The organism is Thalassobacterium sedimentorum (genome assembly GCF_031127905.1).
Lineage (GTDB): Bacteria > Verrucomicrobiota > Verrucomicrobiia > Opitutales > Coraliomargaritaceae > Thalassobacterium > Thalassobacterium sedimentorum.
The window spans coordinates 48,685-71,588 of sequence record NZ_JARXIC010000001.1 but is presented as its reverse complement, the minus strand read 5'-3'; the positions used below and the strand labels follow the sequence as shown (position 1 = coordinate 71,588).

Sequence of the window (22,904 nt, the reverse complement as noted above, 5' to 3'; positions counted from 1 at the left end):
TGGCCGATTTACTGAAGCCAAGCAAACAACAAGAACACTTAAATGAAAAACAATACTTATTCGAGAACGGGATTCTATCTAGCTGGCAGCTTACTTGCCGGTAGTTTAATGGCGCAGGGTGTGGCGGATCAGGCGCCGGTTTACTTCGAAGAATCAGTGCTGACTGCGGAGCAGGAGCCTGGTAATTTTGCGGTTGATTCGCAAACGATAGAATTGCTTCAGGCAAATGATTTGAGCGACTTGCTTTCGTATGAATCAACTGTGGCTGTGGGAGGTGGTTCTGCAGTGGCTCAGAAAATTTATGTGCGGGGCTTTGAAGATACCTTATTGAATGTCACTATCGATGGCGCACAGCAGGCAGGTGAGCTGTACCATCACCAAGGACGTGTGCAGATAGAGCCAGAATTTGTGAAAACTATTGAGCTGGACGCAGGTGCCGGAGCGGCAACGAGTGGTGCGGGTGCTTTGACTGGTGCCCTACGTGTGACCACAAAGAATGCCTTTGATATGCTAGAGCCGGGGCAGGATGTCGGTGCTTTCATCAAAGGCACTGCAGGCCTGAACGGCGATGATAGTTATAAAGGTGTGTTTTCAGCCTATGCACGTGTGACTGAAAATATCGGCGTACTTGCCGCGGTGACACGTGAAAGTGGCAACGATTATGACGACGGCCATGGCGATCGTGTTGAACCGACTGGATATGATCACGAACGTGGCTATTTTAAGGTCAACGGTGAATTTGGTGACCATGAGATGAGTCTTTCATATGAAAACTTGCACGATTACGGTACTTACTATGAGCGTCCGCACATGACGAATTTCACCGGATCTTACATTCTCTCGGATCATGAGATGAATCGGGAAACACTGACTTACAACCATAACTTTGATGCCGGTGATGATTTACTGGATATTGAGGCTACATTGTATTGGACCAGTAGTGATTATAACAATCATCGCAACACAACAGGTGATCTATACGGTGAGGGCGAGCTGACTAGCTACGGCTACGATGTACGCAATACCATGCGGTTTGCTGATCACCAGCTGACATACGGATCAGATCTGCGTTTGGACGATGGCTATGGTGCGCAACAGGCACGTGGTTCTGGCTCGAGTGACCAGAGTGCTTCGGTTTTTGGGCTTTATGCGCAGGACAATTGGAATCTTTCGGAGGCATGGCTGCTTTCCGCTGGTTTACGCTATGATAACTATCGACATGAGGTCGATTCCGGAATCGGCGATGGTGTAAAGAATGACAGTGATGGCTTCAGTCCTAATGTTAGTGTGGAGTGGGAAGCCCTGACTGGTCTGACATTACGCACTGCATATTCGATGGCTTATCGTGGTGTGACTATTCGTGAATCCTTCTTTAGTGGTTTATATGCGCACGGTGAAGATATGGATGCCGAAGAAGCGGATAATTTCGAGCTAGGTGTCGCTTATGAGAACGATGGATATTTTGCACGTGCAACATACTATATTCAACATATCGACAACTACATCGATTTAGTCAGTAATGGCAGTGGTGGTTATGACTGGGGAAATGCGGGTGATGCTCGGGTCGAAGGTTATGAAATTGAAATTGGTAAAGAATGGGAAGATGTGCGTCTGAGCTTTGGAGTCTGGGAGGCAGATAATAGCTTAAACGGCGATCGCTTGACTGATGGTAACTTAGGCTTGGGCACTAGCATTGGGCGTACATGGACTGCTAAGTTGGATTATGCATTGCCGCAGTACCGTCTAAACACCGGCGTGCGTGCACGTCTGGTGGAAAGCGAGCCTAATGATATCGCTGCCGATGCTCCGGATAAGGATGGATACTTCGTAACAGACGTGCACGCAAATTGGGTGCCGTTCGAAGGCACTCCATTGACGCTGTCGCTTTCGATCAATAATCTCTTTGATGAATACTACTACGACCAAGCCACTTATGGGTATAGTTCACGCACTGGTAGCAACATTGGATTTGCTTCAAAGGGACGTGAGTTTGTTGTGTCTGCTGCTTATAAATTTTAAGTGGTTTAATCACATTCACTGACACATTGAGAGTGTGGCTGTCTGAGTGCGGTCACACTTTTTTTTGGGTTTATCATCGGCTGGGGGAGGTATATTCGAACAGAATGGAACATGACTTTTCGTGCCTATTCAGATCTTGTGTGGTTGTCATATTGTCCGCGACTGAAAATCCCAAATTTTTGACTAGCCGCCCGCGTGTATCTGAGGCAGCCTTAGCCACGTGAATCTTCCAAATTTACTGACGCTCTCTCGCATTCCAATCCTCTTCGGGATTGTTGGCTTTCTGTATGCACCTTTTACGGGGGCGAGCACAGTTGCTTTTGTGCTTTTTATCATTGGGGCGCTCACGGACTGGGCCGATGGTTATTTCGCGCGTAAGCAAGGTCTTGTTTCAAATTTCGGAAAATTGATGGATGCGTTGACTGATAAGGTATTTATGGTGGGCTTGTTTATTGCTTTATTGGCGCATAATACTTTGCCTGCATGGACTCTGCCTCTCTTGCTACTTATTTTAAGCCGGGAATTCTTAATTACTGGTTTACGTTTGGTTGCGGCGAGTTCTGGTATTGTACTTGCTGCTGAGAAGTCGGGGAAGCATAAGACTGTCTCGCAAATTGTCGCCGCGATTTTGTTATTGATGGCGGTTGCTGTGCGAATGGATTTTCCTGAACTTTTACCAGCGATTCTGGGAGATGTACTGCACTGGGGAGGGCTTACGTTTTTTGTCATTGCGACGCTATTGACGGTATCATCAGGCACGCAGTATATGGTGAAGTATTGGTCGATTTTTACAGGTGAAAATGAGGATAAGTCGTGAGCTCGATTGATCGTTATGTTTTTTGGACGCGTGCCTTGTCTACATCTTTAGTGGTAAATTTGGCAACAATTGGTCCCATTGGGCGGATCAAAAAGGCTCCTGGTACTTGGGGGAGTGTGGTGGGACTGGTTTTTTATGCGGTCTTTTTTCACCATGCCTCACCGCTGGGCTTCATTTTTTTAGCTGGTTTGAGCGCTTACTTGGCTATCGCCATTTGTGATGCTGCGGAGAAGCGCTTGCAAATGCGTGATCCAGGTATGATTGTGCTTGATGAGGTGGTTGCAGTTCCGCTGGTATTTGTGGGGATGGGAGGGCATTCTGGCTTGATTGCGCAACATGGAAGTTGGCCGGTACTGCTGGCTGGTTTTGCTTTATTTCGAGTATTTGATATTTTAAAACCATTTGGTATCTCCAAATTACAAGACCTTCCAGGTGGACTTGGTTGCGCAGTGGATGATTTGGCTGCTGGCTTGGCTGCCTGTGTGACTCTGCACATGTTATTGTATTTTCTGTTTTAGGATTATTATTTCGTGAAGTAGCATTTGGTAGGGGCTTGTCATTTTTGCGTCAGTCTCAAGTGCTTGGCCGTTCTTAATTCACCCGGCTCAAGCACATGGTTAAGATTGCTTGCCACTCGTGTAATTCTGCTTTGAAACTCTCTGGATGGCAGATTCTTGGGAAACTCTTAAATTATTGGCTGATTCGACGCGGGTGCGGATTTTATCGCTTTTGAGGCGAGAGGAGCTATCGGTGGCAGAGTTGCAAGAAGTGCTCGATATGGGGCAGTCGCGTATTTCTTCTCACCTTGGGCTCTTGCGCCAGGGGGAGTTGGTACATGATCGTCGCGAGGGAAAGAAAACTTTTTACGCCATCAATCGAGAGTTTGAGACACAGGGACTACGCCTGATGGAGGCAGCCTGTGTCTCGGTTGAGAAGTCTGAGCAAATTGTTTCTGATTGCGCGAACCTGAAACGCATTTTGGAGAAGCGAAAGCAGCAGTCGGAGCAGTATTTTAACTCTGTGGCTGGCCGCTTGGGGAAAAATTATTGCCCCGGTCGGAGTTGGGAGGCGATTGGCCACTTTTTATTACATTTGACGCCTAAAATTCAGATTGCGGATCTAGGGGCAGGCGAGGGCTTGCTTTCACAACTGCTCGCACGGCGAGCTGAGCAGGTGACCTGCATTGATAATTCTCCCAAGATGGTGGAGTTTGGACGTGATTTGGCGAAGAAAAATGGTTTTACCAATTTAAGTTATCAGCTCGGGGATATTGAAGAGGTGCCTTTGCAGGATACGAGTGTAGATCTCGCCCTGCTTAGTCAGGCGCTTCACCATGCACAGCATCCTGATGCTGCGGTTCGGGAAGCCTTCCGAATCTTGAAGCCAGGCGGCCAGTTGATTATTATTGATTTACTTGAACACCAGTTTGAGAAAGCGCGCGAATTGTATGCTGATGTGTGGCTTGGATTTTCAGAGAATACACTGTATCATTACCTGAAGAGCGCGGGCTTTCGTAAAATTGAGGTGAATGTAGTCGCACGTGAGAATGAAGAGCCGAATTTTCAAACAGTTCTTGCTAGTGGTGTTAAATGACTGGCTGCTTCTGTGGATTAAGAACTCGAGCAATCGGGTGCGGGCTATCAGCTTCGGCTTGCGCGTCTGTATTTAAATACTATCACTCTAGATATGAAACACTTATTACTTAAATTTCTAGCGCCAGTTATCGTACTGGTTTCTCTGGCCGCGCTTTCTGGTTGTAATACGATGAAGGGGCTGGGGCAAGATGTAGAGTCACTCGGGGAATCTATTCAGAATATAGGTGACTAGTGTGGCTTGAGCTGGTCTTTAATGCAACGGTTCCCTGACTTTGTGAATTGAACCGTTTTTTATTGGATTCTTATATATGATGCGAGCCTCTACCACGCCGTTGGCTATCGGCATCTACTGTCATGTGCCTTTTTGTGCCTCTACCTGTGATTTCTGTGCGTTCTATCAGGAAAAGCCCCGGCGCGGGGACCTAGACCGTTATCTGGATGGGATGGATCTGGAGTTTGCACAATTGCCAGATAACCGTGTTGTTGATACTGTTTTTTGGGGAGGCGGCACTCCTGGTTTACTGGGGGCTAAGGACTTGGAGCGACTGGGGAGTTCGTTATTAAAACGTCTAAAGCAGCCACCGCTGGAGTGGACGATTGAAATGGCACCGTCTACTGTGAAGGCTGATAAGCTTGAGGTTCTGCGGGGTTTAGGGGTGACACGCATTTCGATGGGGGTGCAGAGTTTTAATTCAACACTGCTTGAATCGCTTGGCCGCCTGCATAATCCGAAGCAAATTTACACTGCCTGGGAGCGCGTCCAGGCGGCAGGCTTTCCGCAGACGAATTTAGATCTGATGTTTGCGATTCCAGGCCAGAGCATCGAACAATGGGAGGCGGATATTCGTGAAGCTGCACGTTTGGGACCCTCCCATCTTTCGACTTATTGCCTTACTTTTGAGGAAGACACGGTACTCTATGTAAAGCTATCTCAGGGGAAAGTTTCGATAGATGAAGAGAAAGAGTTACGCTTCTACGAGCGTGGATGGCAACTGTTAGGAGAGCTGGGCTATGCGCAGTATGAAATCTCGAATTTTGCTCAGCAAGATGCCGAATGTCGTCACAATATGAATACATGGCGCATGCATGAATGGATTGGTTGTGGCCCTTCGGCGGCCAGTCAGTTCGGCGGTGAGCGTTATCAGCGTCCAGCCAATTTAGATGAGTGGTGCACTGCAATGGAGCGCGGACAAGCGCCTAAGACTGAGCGTGTTGAGTTGGATCACGATCTGCTACTGACAGATGCAGTTATTTTCGGATTACGTATGAATCAAGGTATTGACCTGCAAGAGATTCAGCAGCGATTTACTGCAGCTTCCAATCGCTCCGCTTTGGAAGCGAAATTAAAAGTTTTTGAAGCCGAGGGGCTCTTGCAGGCCCTCGGCAGCTATTATTGCCTCACGCATCGAGGTCGTCTAGTTTGCGATGCTGTCGGTAGTGCCTTGCTGGAAGTTTAGAGGCGTGAGTCGCTGAATCGACCCTATTTTTCAATCGTAACGTCGACGTAGGTTTGTTGGTAGAATGCCAAGTTCTTCGCGGTATTTGGCGACTGTGCGGCGTGCGATTTTGATATTTTTGGCTTTAAGTTGGTCGACGATGCTTTGATCGCTAAAGGGCTTTGCAGGGTTTTCTTCTTCGATGATGTGGCTGATCATATCCTTGATTGTCTTGTTGGAAACGGATTCACCGTTGCCAGCTTTATAGCCAGGTGTGAAGAAATATTTGAATGCAAACACGCCGTGTGGTGTGCGTATATATTTATTAGCAATGGCACGGCTAACCGTCGTCTCGTGGACGCCGACGGTTTCTGCGATTGTATTCATTGTCAGGGGACGTAATTTGGACACGCCTACTTCGAAAAATTCATTCTGGAATTTGAGAATTTCGCGGGTGATACGCTCGATGGTTTGCTGGCGTTGTTCAATTGAATTGATCAGGAATTTACCAGAACGCATACGTTCCAACATGAAATCTTTTTCCTGTTTACTAAGTGTGCCTTTGGCTAGCATTTCTTTGTAGGTGTTACTGATGCGTAGGCGTGGGATGTAGTCGCTATTGAGTACAACTTGCCACTCGTCATATTCGTCTTGATAGACGGTAACATCAGGTTGGATGACGCTATTGCTATCCGGACTGAAGCGTTTACCCGGGGCAGGTTCCAGTGTCGAGATCTCTTCGATGGCATCCTGGATGTCCTCTGGACTGGCCCCGGTCTTGCGCTTGAGCTCGGGAACGCGACGACGCACTAGCAGGTCGAAGTGTTCCCGTAGAATTTTGGCGGCGAGTGAGCTGCCGCGTCCGCGTAGTTCGAGTTGTGTCGCTAGGCAGTCTTCAAGGTTTTCAGTGCCGATGCCTGGTGGGTCGAAAGTTTTGAGGGTGGCTGCCGCGCTGGTTACAGTGCCGTAAGGTATGCGTGCGGTGAGGGCCACGTTTGAAATCGTTTCGGTGAGGTAGCCATTGTCATCCAAACTGCCAATTAAGTAGAGCAATGCTTCCAACTCTTCATCGCTACAATCAGTGAGTTCAGCCTGCCTGATCAGGTGCTGTTGTAAAGAAACGCTTTCGGTCAGCGAATTCATAAAATAGTCGCGTCGCTCGTCGTCTTCAGAGGTGTGTGATTGTCCACTATTCTCTTGCGAGTAATGTTCGCGCATGTCTTCACTCATTTTATCGAGTGCGCTATAATCTTCAGGCTTGAAGTCGAGCTCTTCGTCAGCCTCATACTCATTGTCGTTGGCTGATTCGCGGTGTTCTTCGACGCTGATGCTATCGATTGGTAATTCTTCGAGTAGTGGGTTGGCTTGAAGCTCCTCCAGTATCGAGGTGCGTAGTTCCACCGCGGGCGCTTGTAATATCTTGAGTGAATTACGTAACTGCGGTGCTAAGACGAGGGTCTGCGATTGCTTTTGTACTTGGTGAAATCCCTGTGTACTCATATTGTCAGCGCTCTGAATGGGTTAGTAGGATTCATATTCTGCAAGTCCTGGAGTGGTACCTTCATTCCATCGTTCTGCTGCACTATCGCCGTTTTCTCCAAAGAGATCTGCCATGTATGCAGCTAGTTTTTCGTTGGTGGGACCATAGCCGTCACCATATAGAAACATTTCGAGTGCCGTTAGCATCGCTTGGGCACTTTGATAGCGTTTGTTGCGATCACGCTTGAAACCGTGTTGTAGAATGTCGTCGAGGCGTGGGTCGACCTCGGGCCGTAATTCAGTGAAATCAGGTATGCTTAGCTCCAGTATATTCTTGCGTGTGGCTTCCTCGCGATTGGTCTCGAAGATGTTTTCTGTTAGCAAGAGTTCCGATAGTAGTATTGCACAGCTGAATAAATCGGCGCGGGCATCAGTAACTTCCCGGCGTGCTTGTTCGGGGGAGAGGTATTCGTCCTTTCCTGCGATGACTTCACCTTCTTCATTGTACATGAGATCGAAGGCCTTGGCGATCCCGAAGTCGGTTAGTTTGACGTCGCCTTCACGTGCCAGCATGATGTTACGCGGATTCACATCACGATGAACGATGCCAAGGTTGCGTCCGGTTTTGTCACAACGTTGATGAGCGTGCGATAGGCCACGGCACACTCGTGAGACAATAAAAGTCGCTAAGTCGCAGGGGATGAGTTGCTGCGTGTCGCGGTGTCGCTGTAGGAAATCTTCAAGTGTGATCCCGTCGACATATTCCATCGTCATGAAATATTGTCCGCTGATTTCGCCTAGGTGATAGGTCTGCACAATATTGGTGTGAATCAAGTCTGCGACTAGGCGCGCTTCACCGACAAAATTATCGCGAAATTCCTTTATTTTTGAATACTCTTCGCGGATTAATTTGACCGCTACGCGCTTTACAAATTTGCCAGCACCTCTCTGTTCCGCTTCGTAGACAATCCCCATTCCGCCCTCGGCAATCACTCGCACGAGTTTGAAATGTAGTTCATTGAAGATGTGTTTAAGGTGACTCACTGGGCGCACTAAATAACTTTAAGGATGATTTCGCAAGATGTTTTGTTAATCTAGCACGAAAAATGCTAATTGTTTTTAATCGCACAAAACTACCCAGGCGTCGAATGCGGGGTATGGCTTTAAATATGGCTGCTCACATGATGGCGGTCCAAAAGCATGGCGCTGACTCCGCTTAAAAAAGTAGATAGGCCCAGGTGATTAAACTCGCAATCACTGTCAGTCCGAGTGCGGCCCACAGTCCGCTGCGAACGCCCCTGCGTTCGTCGAACTGACAGTGGGATGTGAGAGGTAAGGTTGCGCGTTTTGTCAGTACGCGTCCGAGCTTTGCGGAAATGAGTGTGCGGCCATTCACGGCCCACCCGGATGCATCCAGTAGCGGGGCTAGGGTGCGTTTACGTAGTTTGAGCCATGCGATCACCATGGAGGGTAATGAAATCATTAGAATAACCCCTAGGATGACCAGTGGGAGTTCCCACCATGCCAGTGCCTTCATTGTATTAAACAGTGAGGCGAGTCCCGCGCCCACTGCCCCCAGGGCGATTCCGCCAGCGGCTAGCATTGCAGCCACGCCTCCGATTGCCGGGCTGTGATGGGGGTCTGCAGCTTGCGCATCTTTTGTGACTGAATCCACGCCGGTTTCCATTTGCTTTTGCATGGCCTTATCCCGGGTGACCGCCCACTTTTCGATTTTTTCACCGATAAAGCGACCAATCCGAACGTAAGGCATCAAAAAAGCTTCGTGAATGCTGATTGGGTTTTCAATCAGGCGTACGATGGTGGTGTCCCATAACAAGCCCCTGCGGTCTCGAAAAACTCCATTGCGACCGACGATTAGGTTAGAGGAGTCACCAGCTGAGAACACCGCTGCGATGTAGAATTTCTCAGGAGAATCTTTGCGTCGACACTCGCAATAGGCCACAAAAGAGCGTGATAAGGTCGCCAGTACTGCGTGTTTAGTGGGATCGCTGACTCGTAGACAGAGTTGGCATTCGCGACCGTCTAAAAAGAGTTCACCAGCCTGAAATATCGCGTTGACGGATTCATCATAGAACTGGTTGAAATTGACAAAATTGTTAAGTAGTTGAATCAGGTCTCGATGGTAGCGCGCTAGTTTTTCAACGCTATCGATGGCTTTCATTTCGGGAGCTAATCGTGCGTCTTCCTCGAGTAATTGATTAATTTTGTCTTTAAGGTCACTGGCGAGTAGGGCGCGTACGCGTTTGATTTTTAGTTTTTCAATGCCTGTTTCCGGCTTGGATTGTCGCCATTGCCGGTAGGCTTCAAAGCGTGCTTTAACTGCCTGCCATTCCTCGAGTTCTAAAGCATCACCAGGGCCTATGTTCAGTGGACGAATGACTTTTTCACAAAGGGTCCGCATGCGGGGGCGCCATTCTGGATTGATTCCTGTTAAAATAGGCACTGAAGAGCTCCCAGTTACTCTGGCTAGAGGGAGGGCTTCGATGTCCTTGCGCGGCATCGAAAAATCCTCATTGGCGATGTCTGTGTAGAGAGAGCCTCCAGGGTTTAGGGCTGTTTCGGCCCGTGCGTCATAAGCGGCCAATTGGCAACGTGCAAAAAAATCATCGATTTTTTTCTCCACAGCGATGAAGTGCTTGAAGGCTTCGGGGGTAGCGTCCCCGAGCGGAAAGACGTTCTCACCTTGCGCAGTCTCGACTTCTCCCAGTCGCCACCAGCGCTCATAGCTGGTGAGTTGTTCAAAAAAAGCTTCCAGTTTTTCCTGGGTGATTCCTGGTTCTCCGCTGCGATCAATTTCCGGCCCCAGGCAGTCCATGATCTCGATGATTAACTCTTGGATCGCGGGGTTTTTACTGGCATCTTTGGCAATGACACCGTCGCCATTCAGGCGTGATTTACCATAAATTTGTTCTGTATTGGCGGCTTGCTCGACAGAGATCGACGTGGCCTCTGGCACGCCCATATTGGCTAGGATGCGCTTAGCCGAGGCGAGTAATTTTTCACCTTCGGAGTCGCTGCAATTTATTGCTGCGAGAGGGAGGGCCCCGCCTCGAAATAAAGACTCGGGAGCGGATAGCCGCTGTAAAGTCCATTGCACTGCAGTGAGCATTTCTTCAATGCGCACACGATCATCGGCATCATGATCGATGATGGAAAGTGTACGTCGGTCGATTTCGAGGTCATTAACTGGGCAACTTAATGCAACCCAAAGTTTGGGGTCGAGGGTATCGAGCGCACGCAGGTCTTCCACTGTATTGAGTTGAACCTGAAAGATGCCGCCGCGGCGGGTGAAGTTCCAAGAGTGCTGCCCGCTAAAGCTCGGTATAATGTCCATATCTACTGGCAATAAAAGGGAGTATCTGCGTGATTTCAAACTTTAAGCAAAGGGAGCGCATTCCAATAGGCATTAGCTCAGCCAATTTTTTACATTGGCTGGGCTCGGCTTAAAACCAATTCTAGGCGATGCCATAGAATAATTAGCAAACAACAGATTCGAATCAAACTGATAGTAAACTGTTATTACGTCTCGTATTTAATCTTTTAATTAAAAAGTCACATCCTATGAATGTTTCCTGTTGCATACGTGGATTAGTCAACGTGTAATAGATTGGATGATCGCCTGTCCACTCCCGACTCATTGGTAACTAGAGCTCACCGCTTACAAAGTTGTTTTCTTGATAGTCTGATACAATTGGTAATGGGAAGTTGACTGCATCGGGTCCGACTCCTTCGATGACAGAGATCAAATGGGCCGTCGCTCAATACGTTTACGCACGACAAACTGTCGGCGCGCCTTGGCGCCTTTTTGCAGTGACTGATGAGTGAATGCGCTTCCAGGCAGTTCAAAATATTCTCAGTATAAAAGCTGCTATCAGCTCGCACTAAGCCCACTTTTTGACCTTTGAGCGCTTGCTCGAAAATCTCCCCCATAAATGTCTCGCAGTTACTGGAAGCGGCCGCGTGTTGCCAGGGCGCAGCCAAGCGTTGGCCACCATCTTCGTCTCGCCAACAAAAGCCATTAGCGGATGGTGAGATATACTCGATTGGTAAGTTCACCATTTGGGTGAAACTATAAAGCGCATCAAAGCCTTGTAAACACTCGCTTGAGCTTCAACGCAGGTTTTCTAATGCATAATTCAGGTTCATGGGAAATTGAGCGTTGCGGAGAAGACTGCTTTCTCTTGATCTTGCGTTGTGTCGCGGCGTGTGAACGCGATAGGTAAGGAAGAATCCCCAGTCGGGGTGCTTAGACTCATGTCGTTAGTCTATTGATTGGGGCAGTATTCGACGCAGACGTTCTGCCAGTAGGTGTCCCATTAGTGCCTGACCACTCGGGCTGGGGTGAAGTACGTCTGAGTTGAGTAGGGTGAAATCGGGCAATAATTCTGTGCCCTCGATCAGGTGCAGATCGGGGTCATTGGCGTCTGCGTGCAGTTTTCTTAAACTGTTGTCGAAGCCGATTTGAGTTTGTACGCCAGCGCGTTCTGTATCTCGGCTATAATGAGCACTATTGGTGAAGATGGTAATCAGAACGATTGGCTTGCCTGGGGCGGCGGCACGTAGCGTTTTTATGAAATATTTGGCCCGCTGGGTAAACTCTTCGACCGAATACCAGACTCTCATGTTGACGCCTAATTCCGCAGTAATGATGTCTAAATTGGATTCCTTAATTTGCTTAGCGAAATAATCCGTTGCTGCAGGTTCTAGGTGGCAAGAGCCTGACAAACCTTTTGCGTGCAGATTCCAATGTAGTAAACGCGACGCTTGGTAGGGGTGCCCGGCTAAGTGTGAATGCGTGATCGAAGAGCCGTAGGCTAGCCAGTTGACGCTTGGTAGCTCTTCGGGGCGGGGAGCCCGCAGGCTGTGTCCGAAGGTATTAATGAAATGATAGCGGAAGCTTCCGCGACCGAGTAGTAGGCGCCAGACACTTGTCGAGAAGCCTCCGGACTCGAGGATGTCGTCGGTGGCTTCCTGTAAGCGATCGTTAGGTGTGAGGTCGATGGCTGTCGGCACGCCTTTCTCAAGCTTTACTGTTTCGCATAAGAATGGACCACGGAAAATCTGCACTTCACCTTCTGCGTGTTCACAGCTCAGGGTAATGCGTGTTGTTGGAGCGGTGGTGTGGAAGCGGATTTCTGCGCCACATGAGTCAATGCCCGTTCTTCGAGCACCGTCGTTCATCTGATTGAGCACATCACGCGGGTAGCGAGCGATTTGGTAGGAGCCGTCTGGACGTGCTTCTAAGTGGGCATTGTGAAATTGTATATCAGATGTGGATAGTTTCATGCTGTAAATAAGTCGCTCGCAGAATATAATGTGCGCCAAGCAATGGCTAATAATCAACACTGTTGAATGCAACAGTGTCTATTTTTATTTAATTCAAGCACGGTAGAGCGACTGAATCATTAACAGCCTTCATGCGTTTGGCTAATCGATCATACAATGAGGGAACCATCGACTGACCCGCAGTCGTGTGATACAGGTTCACCCATTCACCTGGGTCTTCATTTAGATTATATAGTTCGTTACCTAAGCCATGGGGACTCATCGAGAGTTTCCAGCCATCTTGAGAAATAATTGTGCGCACTGGATCCGAAAAGGCCTGCTCCACTTGTTCTTGTTCGATAGGTTCGGGGAAGGCTTTGATCGCATTTTCTACGGAGATTGGGCTGGCATTCCCATTCCATTGGATGAGGACGTCTGCGATATTCTTGGGCACTTGTCCGTCGATATAAGGCTTTAATGATGCCCCGTGTAATCCGTCGGGGACTGACTCTCCCATGAGGTCCAGCATCGTCGGCAACAAGTCCACTAAACTGACTGCATGGGGAACGGTTCCGGCTGCTTTGCCTGGGACTCGAATAAAGAGTGGAACACGCACGCTCTCTTCGTAAGGCAAACCTTTAGTGAGTAATTGGTGACTCCCCATCATGTCTCCGTGGTCACTGGTAAACACCACGAGAGTATCCTGATCTAAGTCACAGGCGCTTAATTTCTCCAAGATACGTCCAACTTGATGATCCACCATACTGATCAAGCCGTAGTAGTTGGCCTGCAACCGTCGCCAATCGGATGTGTCTCGCAACTGGTGTGCGGGAACGGGTTCTCCCAGATGATTGATTACATTGCCATAACCTTGCTCACGCAATGCGGCATGCCATAAACGCTTTTTTAAGTGCGAGCGTTCATCAGGAATGGCCTCATAATTGCCAGGCAAGGGGCATGCTTCTGGTTTATATTGTGTGTTACGAGGGCCGAAGAATGGCATGTGTGGTTCTAGAAAACTAACAGCCAGCGCGAATGGATGTGATTGGTGTCTTTCAATAAAGTCGCAAGCCTTGTCCCCCATGAATCCGGCTTTGGTTAAGCCTTCGGGCATGCAAGCTACAGTGGAACGGTTCGCATTGGGCGGATAGCCCTGCTCGACTAGGAACTTTAAGTAATCGCTGGTTTCATGGCGATCACGGCCATCGCTGTAATGCTTTGCATACAAATCTTCGGTGCTAATCCATTCGTCAAAACCATGCTGAGCAAAAATCTCGTCTCCCAAGTGCCATTTGCCAATGTGCCCAGTTGCGTGTTTTCCGCATGAAAGCCATTCTGGTAAACAACGTAGATCTGAATCAAGCGGTAGGTTGTTATCTGTGGCACCAGTGGCATGCGGATACAGTCCTGTGTGCAAGGATGCGCGAGAGGGCGTGCACACTGGTTGCGTGGCATAACAGCGTTCGAAGACCTGACTCTCTTTTGCCAGCGCATCCAAGTTGGGGGTCGATATCTGTGGATGTCCGAGCTGGCTGATCGCATCGGCACGCTGTTCATCTGTATAGATTAGAAGTAGATTCATACTAAAGTGCTCCCGTGTAGGTTTGAATTTTGACTGTCCCTTTTAAGCCTGAACTCTCGGTGCGATAAGATTCAACATCTTGAATGCCATCAAAGCGTTGACCATATTGAGCGTGCACTGCAGAGAAGTCATAGAGCACTTGATGACTGAGTTGATTCACCAATCGATTATAGACCTTGATTTCTAATTGATTCTGTCCAGCAACGATGGCTTGAGTGATATCGACTTTGTATGGGGGAGCGAACAAGGTGCCGACTTTCTTTCCGTTGATGAACACGATGGCTGCGTCCATGATTGGACTGTCTAAGTAGACCGAAAATCCCGTGTTTCTACGGTCGGGCTGCGTGCGGTGTGGCGTTTGCGCAATGCTGTCATCAAAGGATAGCAGCACCGTTGCTTCGGGCTTTGGAGCTTCCTTAATATTAAAGGAATGACTGTAAACCGCTTCGCCCGAAAAACTTTGGTATTCGCTGAAATCTGTCCACGGTTGCAGCTTTTTGAGTGCGCGTGAGTGGCCGCTTACTGGGAACGAGAGTGTCCATGCTTGATCGAGCACCATTTCGTGAGAGAGCGCCTCAGTCGTAGCAAGCACCTGAGGCGCCTCTATGGCTTTGTTGTCTGCGAGTCTGACGACGATAATACTCTCAAACGCCTGTAACTCGATCTGATCAGCATTGTTTTTTATGACCTTCCCCGACATCGCGTTCACCTGGTGATTCGTGTCACATGAGGCACGGAACTTGGGTGAAAAAGTGATGGGTTGATTCGAAGTGTTGGAAAAGAAATACAGATCCGCAGCTGCATGCTTCCTGTGGACATAGCCGATCTGTGGCGTTTGTTGCTGAAGCTCTACATCTGGTTTTACCTTTGAGGTGAATTCGGCAGGATTAAATGACTGGCATGCGATCGCATTGTGATACTTCCCGGATGAAAATAATTCGTGAGACAATTGGGCGACTGCTGTGGAGTCGACTGCTTGCTGTAAATAGCCTGGTGCGCGAGTTGGAATGCCATTCAAGGCGACTAGCCAAACGCCAGCTTCGACGTACTGCTGCAACGCTTCGAGGGTTTTTAAGGGAATGCGAATGATGCTGGGCAGTATTATAATCTTATTTTTAAGTCCTTTGCCTCGACTCGTTTCTTGCAGGATTTGATCGTCGATTAAATCGAAATTGTATCCCATTGCTAATAGGGACTTGGGAAGTTCTGTGCCGATGTGCTCACGGAGACTGTTTACATGGTGAAGATTCGCTTTGCTCTCGGAGAATGTCCGATTGGACATCCTATCATGATCAGGTAAGTAGATCGCAACATCGGCGATCGCTTCGCCTCTTCTCATGATTGAGCAAATACGTTGTAAATACTGGGTCAGCTCAGGCAGTGCTGGGTGCCATGGGTTGGCCTCGTTGAAATTGGCTGCCGCATAGAAGAGCCATTGCGAGGGATCTCCATCGGCTGGTTTTTGACACCAGCCATGACCAATGATTTGATTGATGCCTTGCAGCAGAAACTGATCTGCCTCGGCTTTCATATCAAGCAACGTCGCCGCATACGGCGGGGAGTGGAGCCGCGTCCATGTTTCGCCGGTGATGATCTTCTTGTCGTAATGTTTGCCTGCGGAGGCTGCAAAGCGAATCGGAGTCAGCTCGGTCCAGTCGGCTGGGAGGCAAATCTCAGAACTGCCGAGTGTGGTTTCACCTTCAGGAATGTCGACGTATTGATAGCTAGAAAGTGATGTGGGTGGCACTCCGTAGACCTGCACGCGGCAGGCCACATCGTGCTGTACGCAAAATGCTTGTAATGGCTTTAAGAACTTTTGTTCGAGTAGCTCTTGTAGGGTTTGTGCATAATCATGCAGCAAATCATGCACCGTGTCTGCATCTTCTAGCTGACACTCTAGGTGCCAAGCACCGTCCTGGTCGCTTTGCATGGCTGCCATTAACTGAGGCAAATGCTCGGCTAAATCATAGCCACGTAGACTTTTGAATTCCTCTAGGAAATTACTGGTCCAGTTGGCATTGTAGACTTCGAGGCTGTCGCAGAAAGCGGCTCGAATGTTCTGGCTGGCGACATCCAGCATTGGTTTCGCTACCGTGGATAAATGAGCGTCGAGTGCGTCCTTGCTGTAATGGTCTAATGCGGGACCTGCGGCTCCCAGTGCAGCCCTTTTGACGGCTTGATTTGTGGGCTTGGAGAGTAGTAAGCGTAGGGGAGACGTCTCTTCCAGCGCTTGCTCAAAGAATAATCGACCGCCTTCTGATTTCACTAATGCTCCCTTCAATGTGGCTGCGACGATCTCAGTGTCTTCATCTAAATCGGGTAGAGTATATTCACTGACGCCCGCATCAATTTGCAGGTCTTGAATGACTAATTTTTTAGCGCAATGCTTCTGCGAAATATGTGCGCCCCCGTAGGGCCATCCGCTGCCCAAAGTGATATCGAATATCAACCCAAGTTTTTTGGCGCTTTGGGCTGCATGTTGCAGGATTTCAAGGAATTTCGGGGATAGGAACTCGTATGTTGGGAACTGGCTCTCCTCGGTAGGAGTCGTCACTGGGTAGAGGAATGCGATCTCGACGCCTCCGATTCCTGCTGCTTGCATGATGCCGAGTTCGCGATCGATTTCGTCGGGTGTGATGCTCGGGCCGAACCACCACCATCGCATCATGATTTTGGCGTCTGTGTTGGTTTCTAAGAGAGGACTCAGGGAATTCATAATTGTGATCTTTTAGGTAGGATGACTATTTTTTAGAGCTATGAGAGTAGGGCTCTCCGACTCTGGATCGGTCGAATTGATACGCGCGACTGAGGCTTTTCTTTGTGTGTTTCTGCGCGAGTAATTTGCCATTATCTATGGCTTCTGCGGGTCCGTTTTTCTGTAGGTGACTCGTGAGTATTGTTTTTAATTGTTCACAGGTGCTGGCATGGCTTGCACATAGGTTATCTGTTTCATTCGGGTCGAGCTTCAGATTGAAGAGTTGCTCTAAACCACCGTTGGCCATGAAGATATACTTCCATTCATCTTTCCGAACCATGGCTTTGAAATCATTGCTGCCAGGCGTTCCATGGTAACCAATCAAATACGAGCGTTGCTGCTCTTTGTCGTGCAGCGCGTTTAAAATATTGATGCCATCTCGAACTTCAGGCTCTCCGGAAGCAGTTGTTGCCAGTCCGAACAAGTCGGTTAGGCAGACCAGTTGTTCGTTGCGAGTATTTTCAGGCAGCGTTCCTGGCTGGCTGACAATAAATGGAATCTTACATGAGGCATCGAAGAAGGATTCTTTTTGCCAGGCATTGTGGTCTCCCATCTGATCACCATGGTCAGAGGTGAAGCAAATTAGGGTATTCGCTGTTTGCTCATTTGCTTCCAATGAGTCCAGTAGGCGACCTAGACAGTGGTCGATGTAAGAGATTTCACCGTAGTAACGAGACTTTAATATTTTGGCATGTGTGCTGCCAATGTCTTCTGCGAATACACGATAATTCACGTAGGGAATGTATTCATCTAAATGGTCCGATTCCTGTGTGCCTACGCTGGGCGGTGGCATTGAATCCGGATCATACATGCGGTTATAAGGGAGGGGCGGGGCTAATGGAGGGTGCGGTCCAATGTAGGAGACCACACCAAAAAACGGTCGCGAGTCTTGTGCTGAAATTTGCTCAATGGCCCGATCGGTCGCCCAAGATTCGACGCCTAAATCTGCGGGTAGGGGGCTCATTTGTGGCATATAATACATTTCTGAACGTTCCCCCATTAACATTTCGACGAAGTCATATTCTGGATGTTCTTGGGCAATCCACTGAGCATATGCATCCCTCTTGCGTTGCTCCGGTGTGCTATACATTTCTTCACTGTGTAGATGTGTTTCATAGCCCAGATCTTCGTCCCATGGACGGCTATGGAATTTTCCGATGCCGAAGGTTCGATAGCCTCTGCCCTTCATCGTTTCCGCCAAATAAGGACCGCAGCGAGTTGTTAAACTGTGCGATTCTTGGTCCGACAAGCTCATGTTATTGGAAAATATTCGAGTTCTGGGCGGCTCGCAACCAGTACGTATGGTATAGCGTGCAGGCATGCAAACCGGGCATGTCGAATAGGCATTGGTGAAACTGACTCCCTTTCGAACGAGCCTGTCAAAGTTCGGAGTGTGGATGTGCTCGTTACCTAGCGCTGAGATCGTGTCATACCGCTGTTGATCGGTGAGGATGAATAGAATATTGGGACGAGCCATTTTGCGTAGGTGTTGTCAGTTGATCGAGCTACTGGTGGTGTATCAGAAACAGTGCACTCAGTGGTTCGATATTTAAGTCGTAATGGATCGCCCCCTGTTCAACTCTCGCGTCGATTGGTCGCCACTGTCCGTCTGGATTGAGCAGGCTCCACTTGGAGTTAAATTGGCTGGCATCGTCATGCCTGAGACTGAGGTTTTCAACCAGATCTAGTGTGGCATTGAGAACCGAGAATAAGGTCCCTTGCTTTGTCTCCGTTCGGTAGCAACGCGTGCCATCGGGGCTCATTAGTAACTTTCCGCCGGATCCATTCTTCAGAAATAGATTTTGAAAGAACAGACGGCGGTATTTAGTGAAAAATGCCATAAAGAACTGACTGCCTCCATCCATTGGGTAGGTCAGAGAAAGCACCTGTCCGTTCTGAGGCGTCTGGGCTAGAATCGCGCCTGGCCAAAGTTTTGCATGGTCGGGGCCGTGTATCTGGGAGAGTACTTGGCCGTTTTTTGTGGCCATCTCTAAGACGCGGTTTGCTGGTCGCTGTGCGCAGACTCGCGGATTCATTCGGCTGTGCGCTCCTACCAGATCTGCATCGAATGCCTCGTAGCTATATGCATCCTGCTCAAGTGTGCGCCATTGGATGGATTCAATGCCAATCAAGTGGCCCAGGCCTCTGTTGCAGACGGTTTCCACTGCCAGTGCATCGAGTACGACGAAGCCGCTGAACAGTTTTTCGAGCTGGGCATCACTCAATGTATTTAGAGTCTGACCGTTCACGAGTATGGGGCCGCGATCGGGTTCAATCTGCTGAGTGAGGCGATGTGCGATTCCCAATATTGTGCAGGTTTCTGCCCAAAGCGGCGAGGGGTGGACTAGGCTTTGCATACTGCCGGTGTATCCGCCCGCACCACCTCCGGAGGGATTTTCTTGCATCTGTAAAGAGAGCGCTTCGAGGTCTATTTTACCGGCTGTCTCACTTTCGGGAAGTTGTAAGTGGCTGGCGATCTTATCGGAAAAGAGCACTTGTACGCCATCGGTCTTGCGGTCATCGGTATTGAGAGCTGCGATTGCATTTAGCATCGGTTTGGCACGGGCGAGGTGTCGACTGAAGTCTGGGTCCATTTCAATACCATTGCCCATATTATCGAAATGGTTGATCGTGATGCCGTCACTACCAATGGCAGCCGACTCCAGCATTTGCCAAACCGTGTAGCGGGCACTTTTAGAGTAAATCCCGCAGCGCGGAGAGTTTTCTAGTTCAGGGTACACTTCGATTGGGCCGGTTAAGCAGGCGAGGGTCTGTCTTGTGACGGAGACAGTCCTGCGCAGTGCTCTTTCTTCCGTGTAGGGCTCCATGTGTGGTCTCACCATGAAGGCGGGTTCGTAGCCGAATCCGTCCTGTATGGCTTGCCAGTCGCGCCCTTCAATGGAGTGCTGGTCGGGGCGTGATGTCATCAATGCCAAGCGAGTTTCGCTATGTGCTTCTTTCATGGCTGCTCTAATGGTATCGAGCGGCTCTAAGAGCGACTGGCGTGATAGCTTAAACCATTGCTTTCTCCACGGGTGTGGTGTGCCGGATTGCAAAATCGTCTCGAGCAGTCGTGGTCGGTCGACTTCTTCGCCCACCAACTCTGAAAAGCGACGCATATGTTCTTCGCAGAAACAGCCACCCCATCCCAATTCGGGACCGTGATTATGCAGTCTCCAGTCGTCCTCAAACCAAATGGCGACGGGCTGCAATTCATGCGTTAACTTGGCAAATATCTCAGCCTGGTAGTTTTGCCATTTTTGGCACAGCGGGCAGGCAACTAGTGGACTGTGTGCGCCACTTTCGCCCACCATGGTACGGAAGTGTTGCCCTGAGTGCAGCTTCCTGCCGCGCGGAACTTGATAGAGCGTGCTCCATGGGTTTAGGCTCAGATCGATACCTTTGCTGTCCAGCGCTTGTTTCAATCTTTTGCCTAAGTCGCAGTTTTGCTTGAGCTCATCTTCGGTCATATGTCCGACGCTCAATTCCTCGGCGCAAAGTAGCAGCATCACCTCCTCAATTTGTGAGGATTGGCAAAAGGTGAGTAGTTCGTCGATGTAGAAATCAACGTCACTTTGAGGATCGATTGAGTAGCGTAATATAGTGCGGAATTTGTTCATGTATAAATATTAACTGAGTGGTTGTTTTAAATTCAAATTGAGTGTGTAAATGCCTCGATAGCCTTGATGTATGGAGTCGAAGGAAATACGTTGTCCGCTCGGGTGCCAACGCGGGTGGAGGTCGCAGCGTGTTTCTAGCGCGATGGAATTATCGATCGGAGCGGACAGTAGCGTTTCTAGGCAACATCCCTTCTTGGTCTCTAAGTTGTAGAGATACAGGTCTCTTTGGGAGTCGATGGGGTAACTGTCGTAGAGTAGATGTTTAAGATCAGGGGAGTAACTTTGGTGTCCGTCATCCAAAAAGAACTCAGGATTGAGCAAGGTATAATTTGGAGTCTGATCAATGAATTCTGCCACTGTGATTCGACCTTGATCGTCTTTGATCACCATTGAGATGACTGTGTCTGTCTTCCAATGGTAATGAGAGGCGACGCCCCCATCCCATAAAATATACGCTTGGCTGCCATCTGCATTGGCCGTGATTGCGATGGTTTTGTTTGAAGTGTTCGGCTCCGTAGGGAAGTTTCTGACTAGGGCCACAAATCGAGTGCCAGATGGGTTCAAATTGAGGTGGTTGACTAGTATTTTATTCGTTCCGAAATAGGGACGACAGAGTTCTCCTAGATCTTTTAAGGAAAGAATGAGTGATTTCTGATTGGAATCAAAATCGATGCGAAAGATCCCATCTTCTTCGGGTTGTGCTTGTGTTGCAAATGGATCGGGGAGGCCTGCGTATCCATAACCAGGTCGGAATGCCAGCAGTCTTGAGAAATTGATACTTAGGGCAAAACGGCCCTTGGGGTCGACATTGGCAATCGGAGCGGGGAGTTGCGCTGTCTGCTGACCATGACTATCATAAATAGCTGCTTGATATTGAGCCCCTTGGCGTGTGTTGAAAATCATAAGATCTTCACTCTGCGGTAGCCACTGCAGCATCGCACCTTGTTGGAAGTTCCATGCCTTGGTTGCCGCAATCTTACGGAAGACCTGCGTCTCTGCTTCGAAGAAGCCAAGCTCGGCAATATCGTGGGCCTGAGGTATTTTATTGGTGAATGGCACTTTATGGGCCAGATGCCGCTGGCCTGTCGAATCCCAGGCTGGCAGGTCGTAATAGCCAAAGAAATAATGTTCTCCTTTAGTGCTGAGTCGCTGAATCATCTAGGTAATTGGTATTGAAGGCTGTCTTTCTACGAGTAATCGAGGGGGCTAGATTGTTTTGATTCTTTTTTCCTGTGCGCCCTCGTTATCTATTGTTGCTCGAAGCGTATCGCCATCACGCCAAGTTCCGTTCACCATAATGGTTTGTGGTTGTTGGGGGATGCCAAAGATGCCATGTTCCATGCGACTCGTCAGTAGTTCAATCACCGCAGATGCCTCAGCATCTAGATCTTGCAAGATACCGCTTACGCTACTGTCGATATGGCAGTCCGCGCAGACAATGGATATGTCGCGAGGAACGGACAATCCCATTTTTTCTAGAGCATTTTGACAGGCAACATAGGATGTATGGGTCGGGCAAATGATGACGTTAGGTTTTTTAGATTGAACCCACTTGGTAAATGAAGCCTCTAAGTTAAGGTTTTCTGATATGACGGGAGACAGTAGGCGTTTGGGATGCTGAAACTTTTGCCCTAAATAGGCACTGAGTGACAGGTCTTGTACACGACTGCTAATACTGGCTGGCGTCGTGAAACCAATACGCTTGAACGATTTATTTTGAATCAATCGCGCCAATATTTTTTGCATCACGCTGTAGTAATCAATTGCAACGTGGTCGAGAATCGGATCTCGCAAAGTATATCCAATGGCGACTGAGGCGAATTTCTCAAAGTCGAAGTCCAATTTATTAATCGATCCTTGCAGGGGGCAGACAATTACACCGAGTATGCCACGATAGTGTAATATCTGACGCAGACGAGAGGATGGCATTTCAGTGTCATGTAGCCAAAAGTCCTCGAGGTTATATCCGCGTTTATATGCATGCCTCTGTAGGTGCTCTCGCATGACAGCATATTGAGGAGAAAGCTTATGCCACTGATCCTTCGTTTCTCCCGAAGTTAAAAATGCGATTGTTGAGCCGTAGCCACTTGGAGAACCCTTTCTTTTTTCAGCGATGAGTGCAGAAACCAGCGGGTTGGGGCGGTATCCTAGCTCATCTGCGAGCTTCTGAATGCGTTCTCTCGTCTCTACGGTAATACGTGGGTCATTACGCAAGGCTCTAGATACTGTGCCTTGATGAACCTTTGCCATCTTCGCCACGTAGGCCATGTTGATCTTTTTACTTGGTGCATTGTGATGCATGTGTGGAGTTATAC

The 22,904-nt window shown here is 48.8% G+C and carries 16 protein-coding genes; 6 read left to right on the top strand and 10 right to left on the bottom strand.

Annotated features, from left to right (window positions below; all coding sequences use genetic code 11):
• The first annotated feature begins 42 nt into the window (after positions 1 to 42).
• From QEH59_RS00255 to hemW, 6 genes are all read left to right on the top strand, one after another.
• Complete coding sequence (locus QEH59_RS00255) at positions 43 to 2,019, top strand: TonB-dependent receptor domain-containing protein (protein WP_308983344.1); 1,977 nt, start codon at positions 43 to 45, stop codon at positions 2,017 to 2,019.
• 220 nt (positions 2,020 to 2,239) lie between these two features.
• Positions 2,240 to 2,836 (top strand): CDP-diacylglycerol--glycerol-3-phosphate 3-phosphatidyltransferase, encoded by a 597-nt coding sequence (gene pgsA / locus QEH59_RS00250; RefSeq protein ID WP_308983343.1) that lies wholly within the window; start codon positions 2,240 to 2,242, stop codon positions 2,834 to 2,836.
• On the top strand, positions 2,833 to 3,354 hold the full coding sequence (locus QEH59_RS00245) for a phosphatidylglycerophosphatase A family protein (RefSeq protein ID WP_308983342.1): 522 nt from the start codon (positions 2,833 to 2,835) through the stop codon (positions 3,352 to 3,354). The genes pgsA and QEH59_RS00245 overlap by 4 nt, the downstream gene beginning before the upstream one ends.
• A gap of 145 nt (positions 3,355 to 3,499) precedes the next feature.
• A complete protein-coding gene (locus tag QEH59_RS00240; protein WP_308983341.1) occupies positions 3,500 to 4,429 on the top strand; it encodes an ArsR/SmtB family transcription factor in 930 nt (309 codons plus the stop codon).
• Between the two features lie 93 nt (positions 4,430 to 4,522).
• Complete coding sequence (locus tag QEH59_RS00235; RefSeq protein ID WP_308983340.1) at positions 4,523 to 4,663, top strand: entericidin A/B family lipoprotein; 141 nt, start codon at positions 4,523 to 4,525, stop codon at positions 4,661 to 4,663.
• 76 nt (positions 4,664 to 4,739) lie between these two features.
• Positions 4,740 to 5,888 carry a radical SAM family heme chaperone HemW gene (gene hemW / locus QEH59_RS00230; protein WP_308983339.1) on the top strand — a complete coding sequence of 383 codons (1,149 nt, stop codon included), beginning with the start codon at positions 4,740 to 4,742 and terminating at the stop codon, positions 5,886 to 5,888.
• 30 nt (positions 5,889 to 5,918) lie between these two features.
• On the opposite strand, the gene rpoN is transcribed toward hemW, so the two are convergent.
• From rpoN to QEH59_RS00180, 10 genes are all read right to left on the bottom strand, one after another.
• The gene (gene rpoN / locus QEH59_RS00225; RefSeq protein WP_308983338.1) at positions 5,919 to 7,367 is read right to left on the bottom strand and encodes an RNA polymerase factor sigma-54; all 1,449 of its coding nucleotides are present in this window, start codon (positions 7,365 to 7,367) and stop codon (positions 5,919 to 5,921) included.
• Between the two features lie 21 nt (positions 7,368 to 7,388).
• Positions 7,389 to 8,390, bottom strand: coding sequence for a serine/threonine protein kinase (locus QEH59_RS00220; protein WP_308983337.1), 1,002 nt, complete (start codon positions 8,388 to 8,390; stop codon positions 7,389 to 7,391).
• 172 nt (positions 8,391 to 8,562) lie between these two features.
• Entirely contained in the window at positions 8,563 to 10,701 is a 2,139-nt protein-coding gene (locus QEH59_RS00215; protein ID WP_308983336.1) for a hypothetical protein, read from the bottom strand.
• Positions 10,702 to 11,627: 926 nt separating this feature from the next.
• Positions 11,628 to 12,653: a GDSL-type esterase/lipase family protein gene (locus tag QEH59_RS00210; protein WP_308983335.1), complete on the bottom strand. Its 1,026-nt coding sequence runs from the start codon at positions 12,651 to 12,653 to the stop codon at positions 11,628 to 11,630.
• Positions 12,654 to 12,741: 88 nt separating this feature from the next.
• Positions 12,742 to 14,214, bottom strand: coding sequence for a sulfatase-like hydrolase/transferase (locus tag QEH59_RS00205; protein WP_308983334.1), 1,473 nt, complete (start codon positions 14,212 to 14,214; stop codon positions 12,742 to 12,744).
• A gap of 1 nt (position 14,215) precedes the next feature.
• A complete protein-coding gene (locus QEH59_RS00200; protein WP_308983333.1) occupies positions 14,216 to 16,930 on the bottom strand; it encodes a glycosyl hydrolase in 2,715 nt (904 codons plus the stop codon).
• A gap of 25 nt (positions 16,931 to 16,955) precedes the next feature.
• Positions 16,956 to 18,446 carry a sulfatase family protein gene (locus tag QEH59_RS00195; RefSeq protein WP_308983332.1) on the bottom strand — a complete coding sequence of 497 codons (1,491 nt, stop codon included), beginning with the start codon at positions 18,444 to 18,446 and terminating at the stop codon, positions 16,956 to 16,958.
• Between the two features lie 28 nt (positions 18,447 to 18,474).
• Positions 18,475 to 20,589, bottom strand: coding sequence for a hypothetical protein (locus tag QEH59_RS00190; RefSeq protein WP_308983331.1), 2,115 nt, complete (start codon positions 20,587 to 20,589; stop codon positions 18,475 to 18,477).
• 9 nt (positions 20,590 to 20,598) lie between these two features.
• Positions 20,599 to 21,747 carry a TolB family protein gene (locus QEH59_RS00185; RefSeq protein ID WP_308983330.1) on the bottom strand — a complete coding sequence of 383 codons (1,149 nt, stop codon included), beginning with the start codon at positions 21,745 to 21,747 and terminating at the stop codon, positions 20,599 to 20,601.
• 48 nt (positions 21,748 to 21,795) lie between these two features.
• Positions 21,796 to 22,890: a LacI family DNA-binding transcriptional regulator gene (locus tag QEH59_RS00180; protein ID WP_308983329.1), complete on the bottom strand. Its 1,095-nt coding sequence runs from the start codon at positions 22,888 to 22,890 to the stop codon at positions 21,796 to 21,798.
• Positions 22,891 to 22,904: the final 14 nt, after the last annotated feature.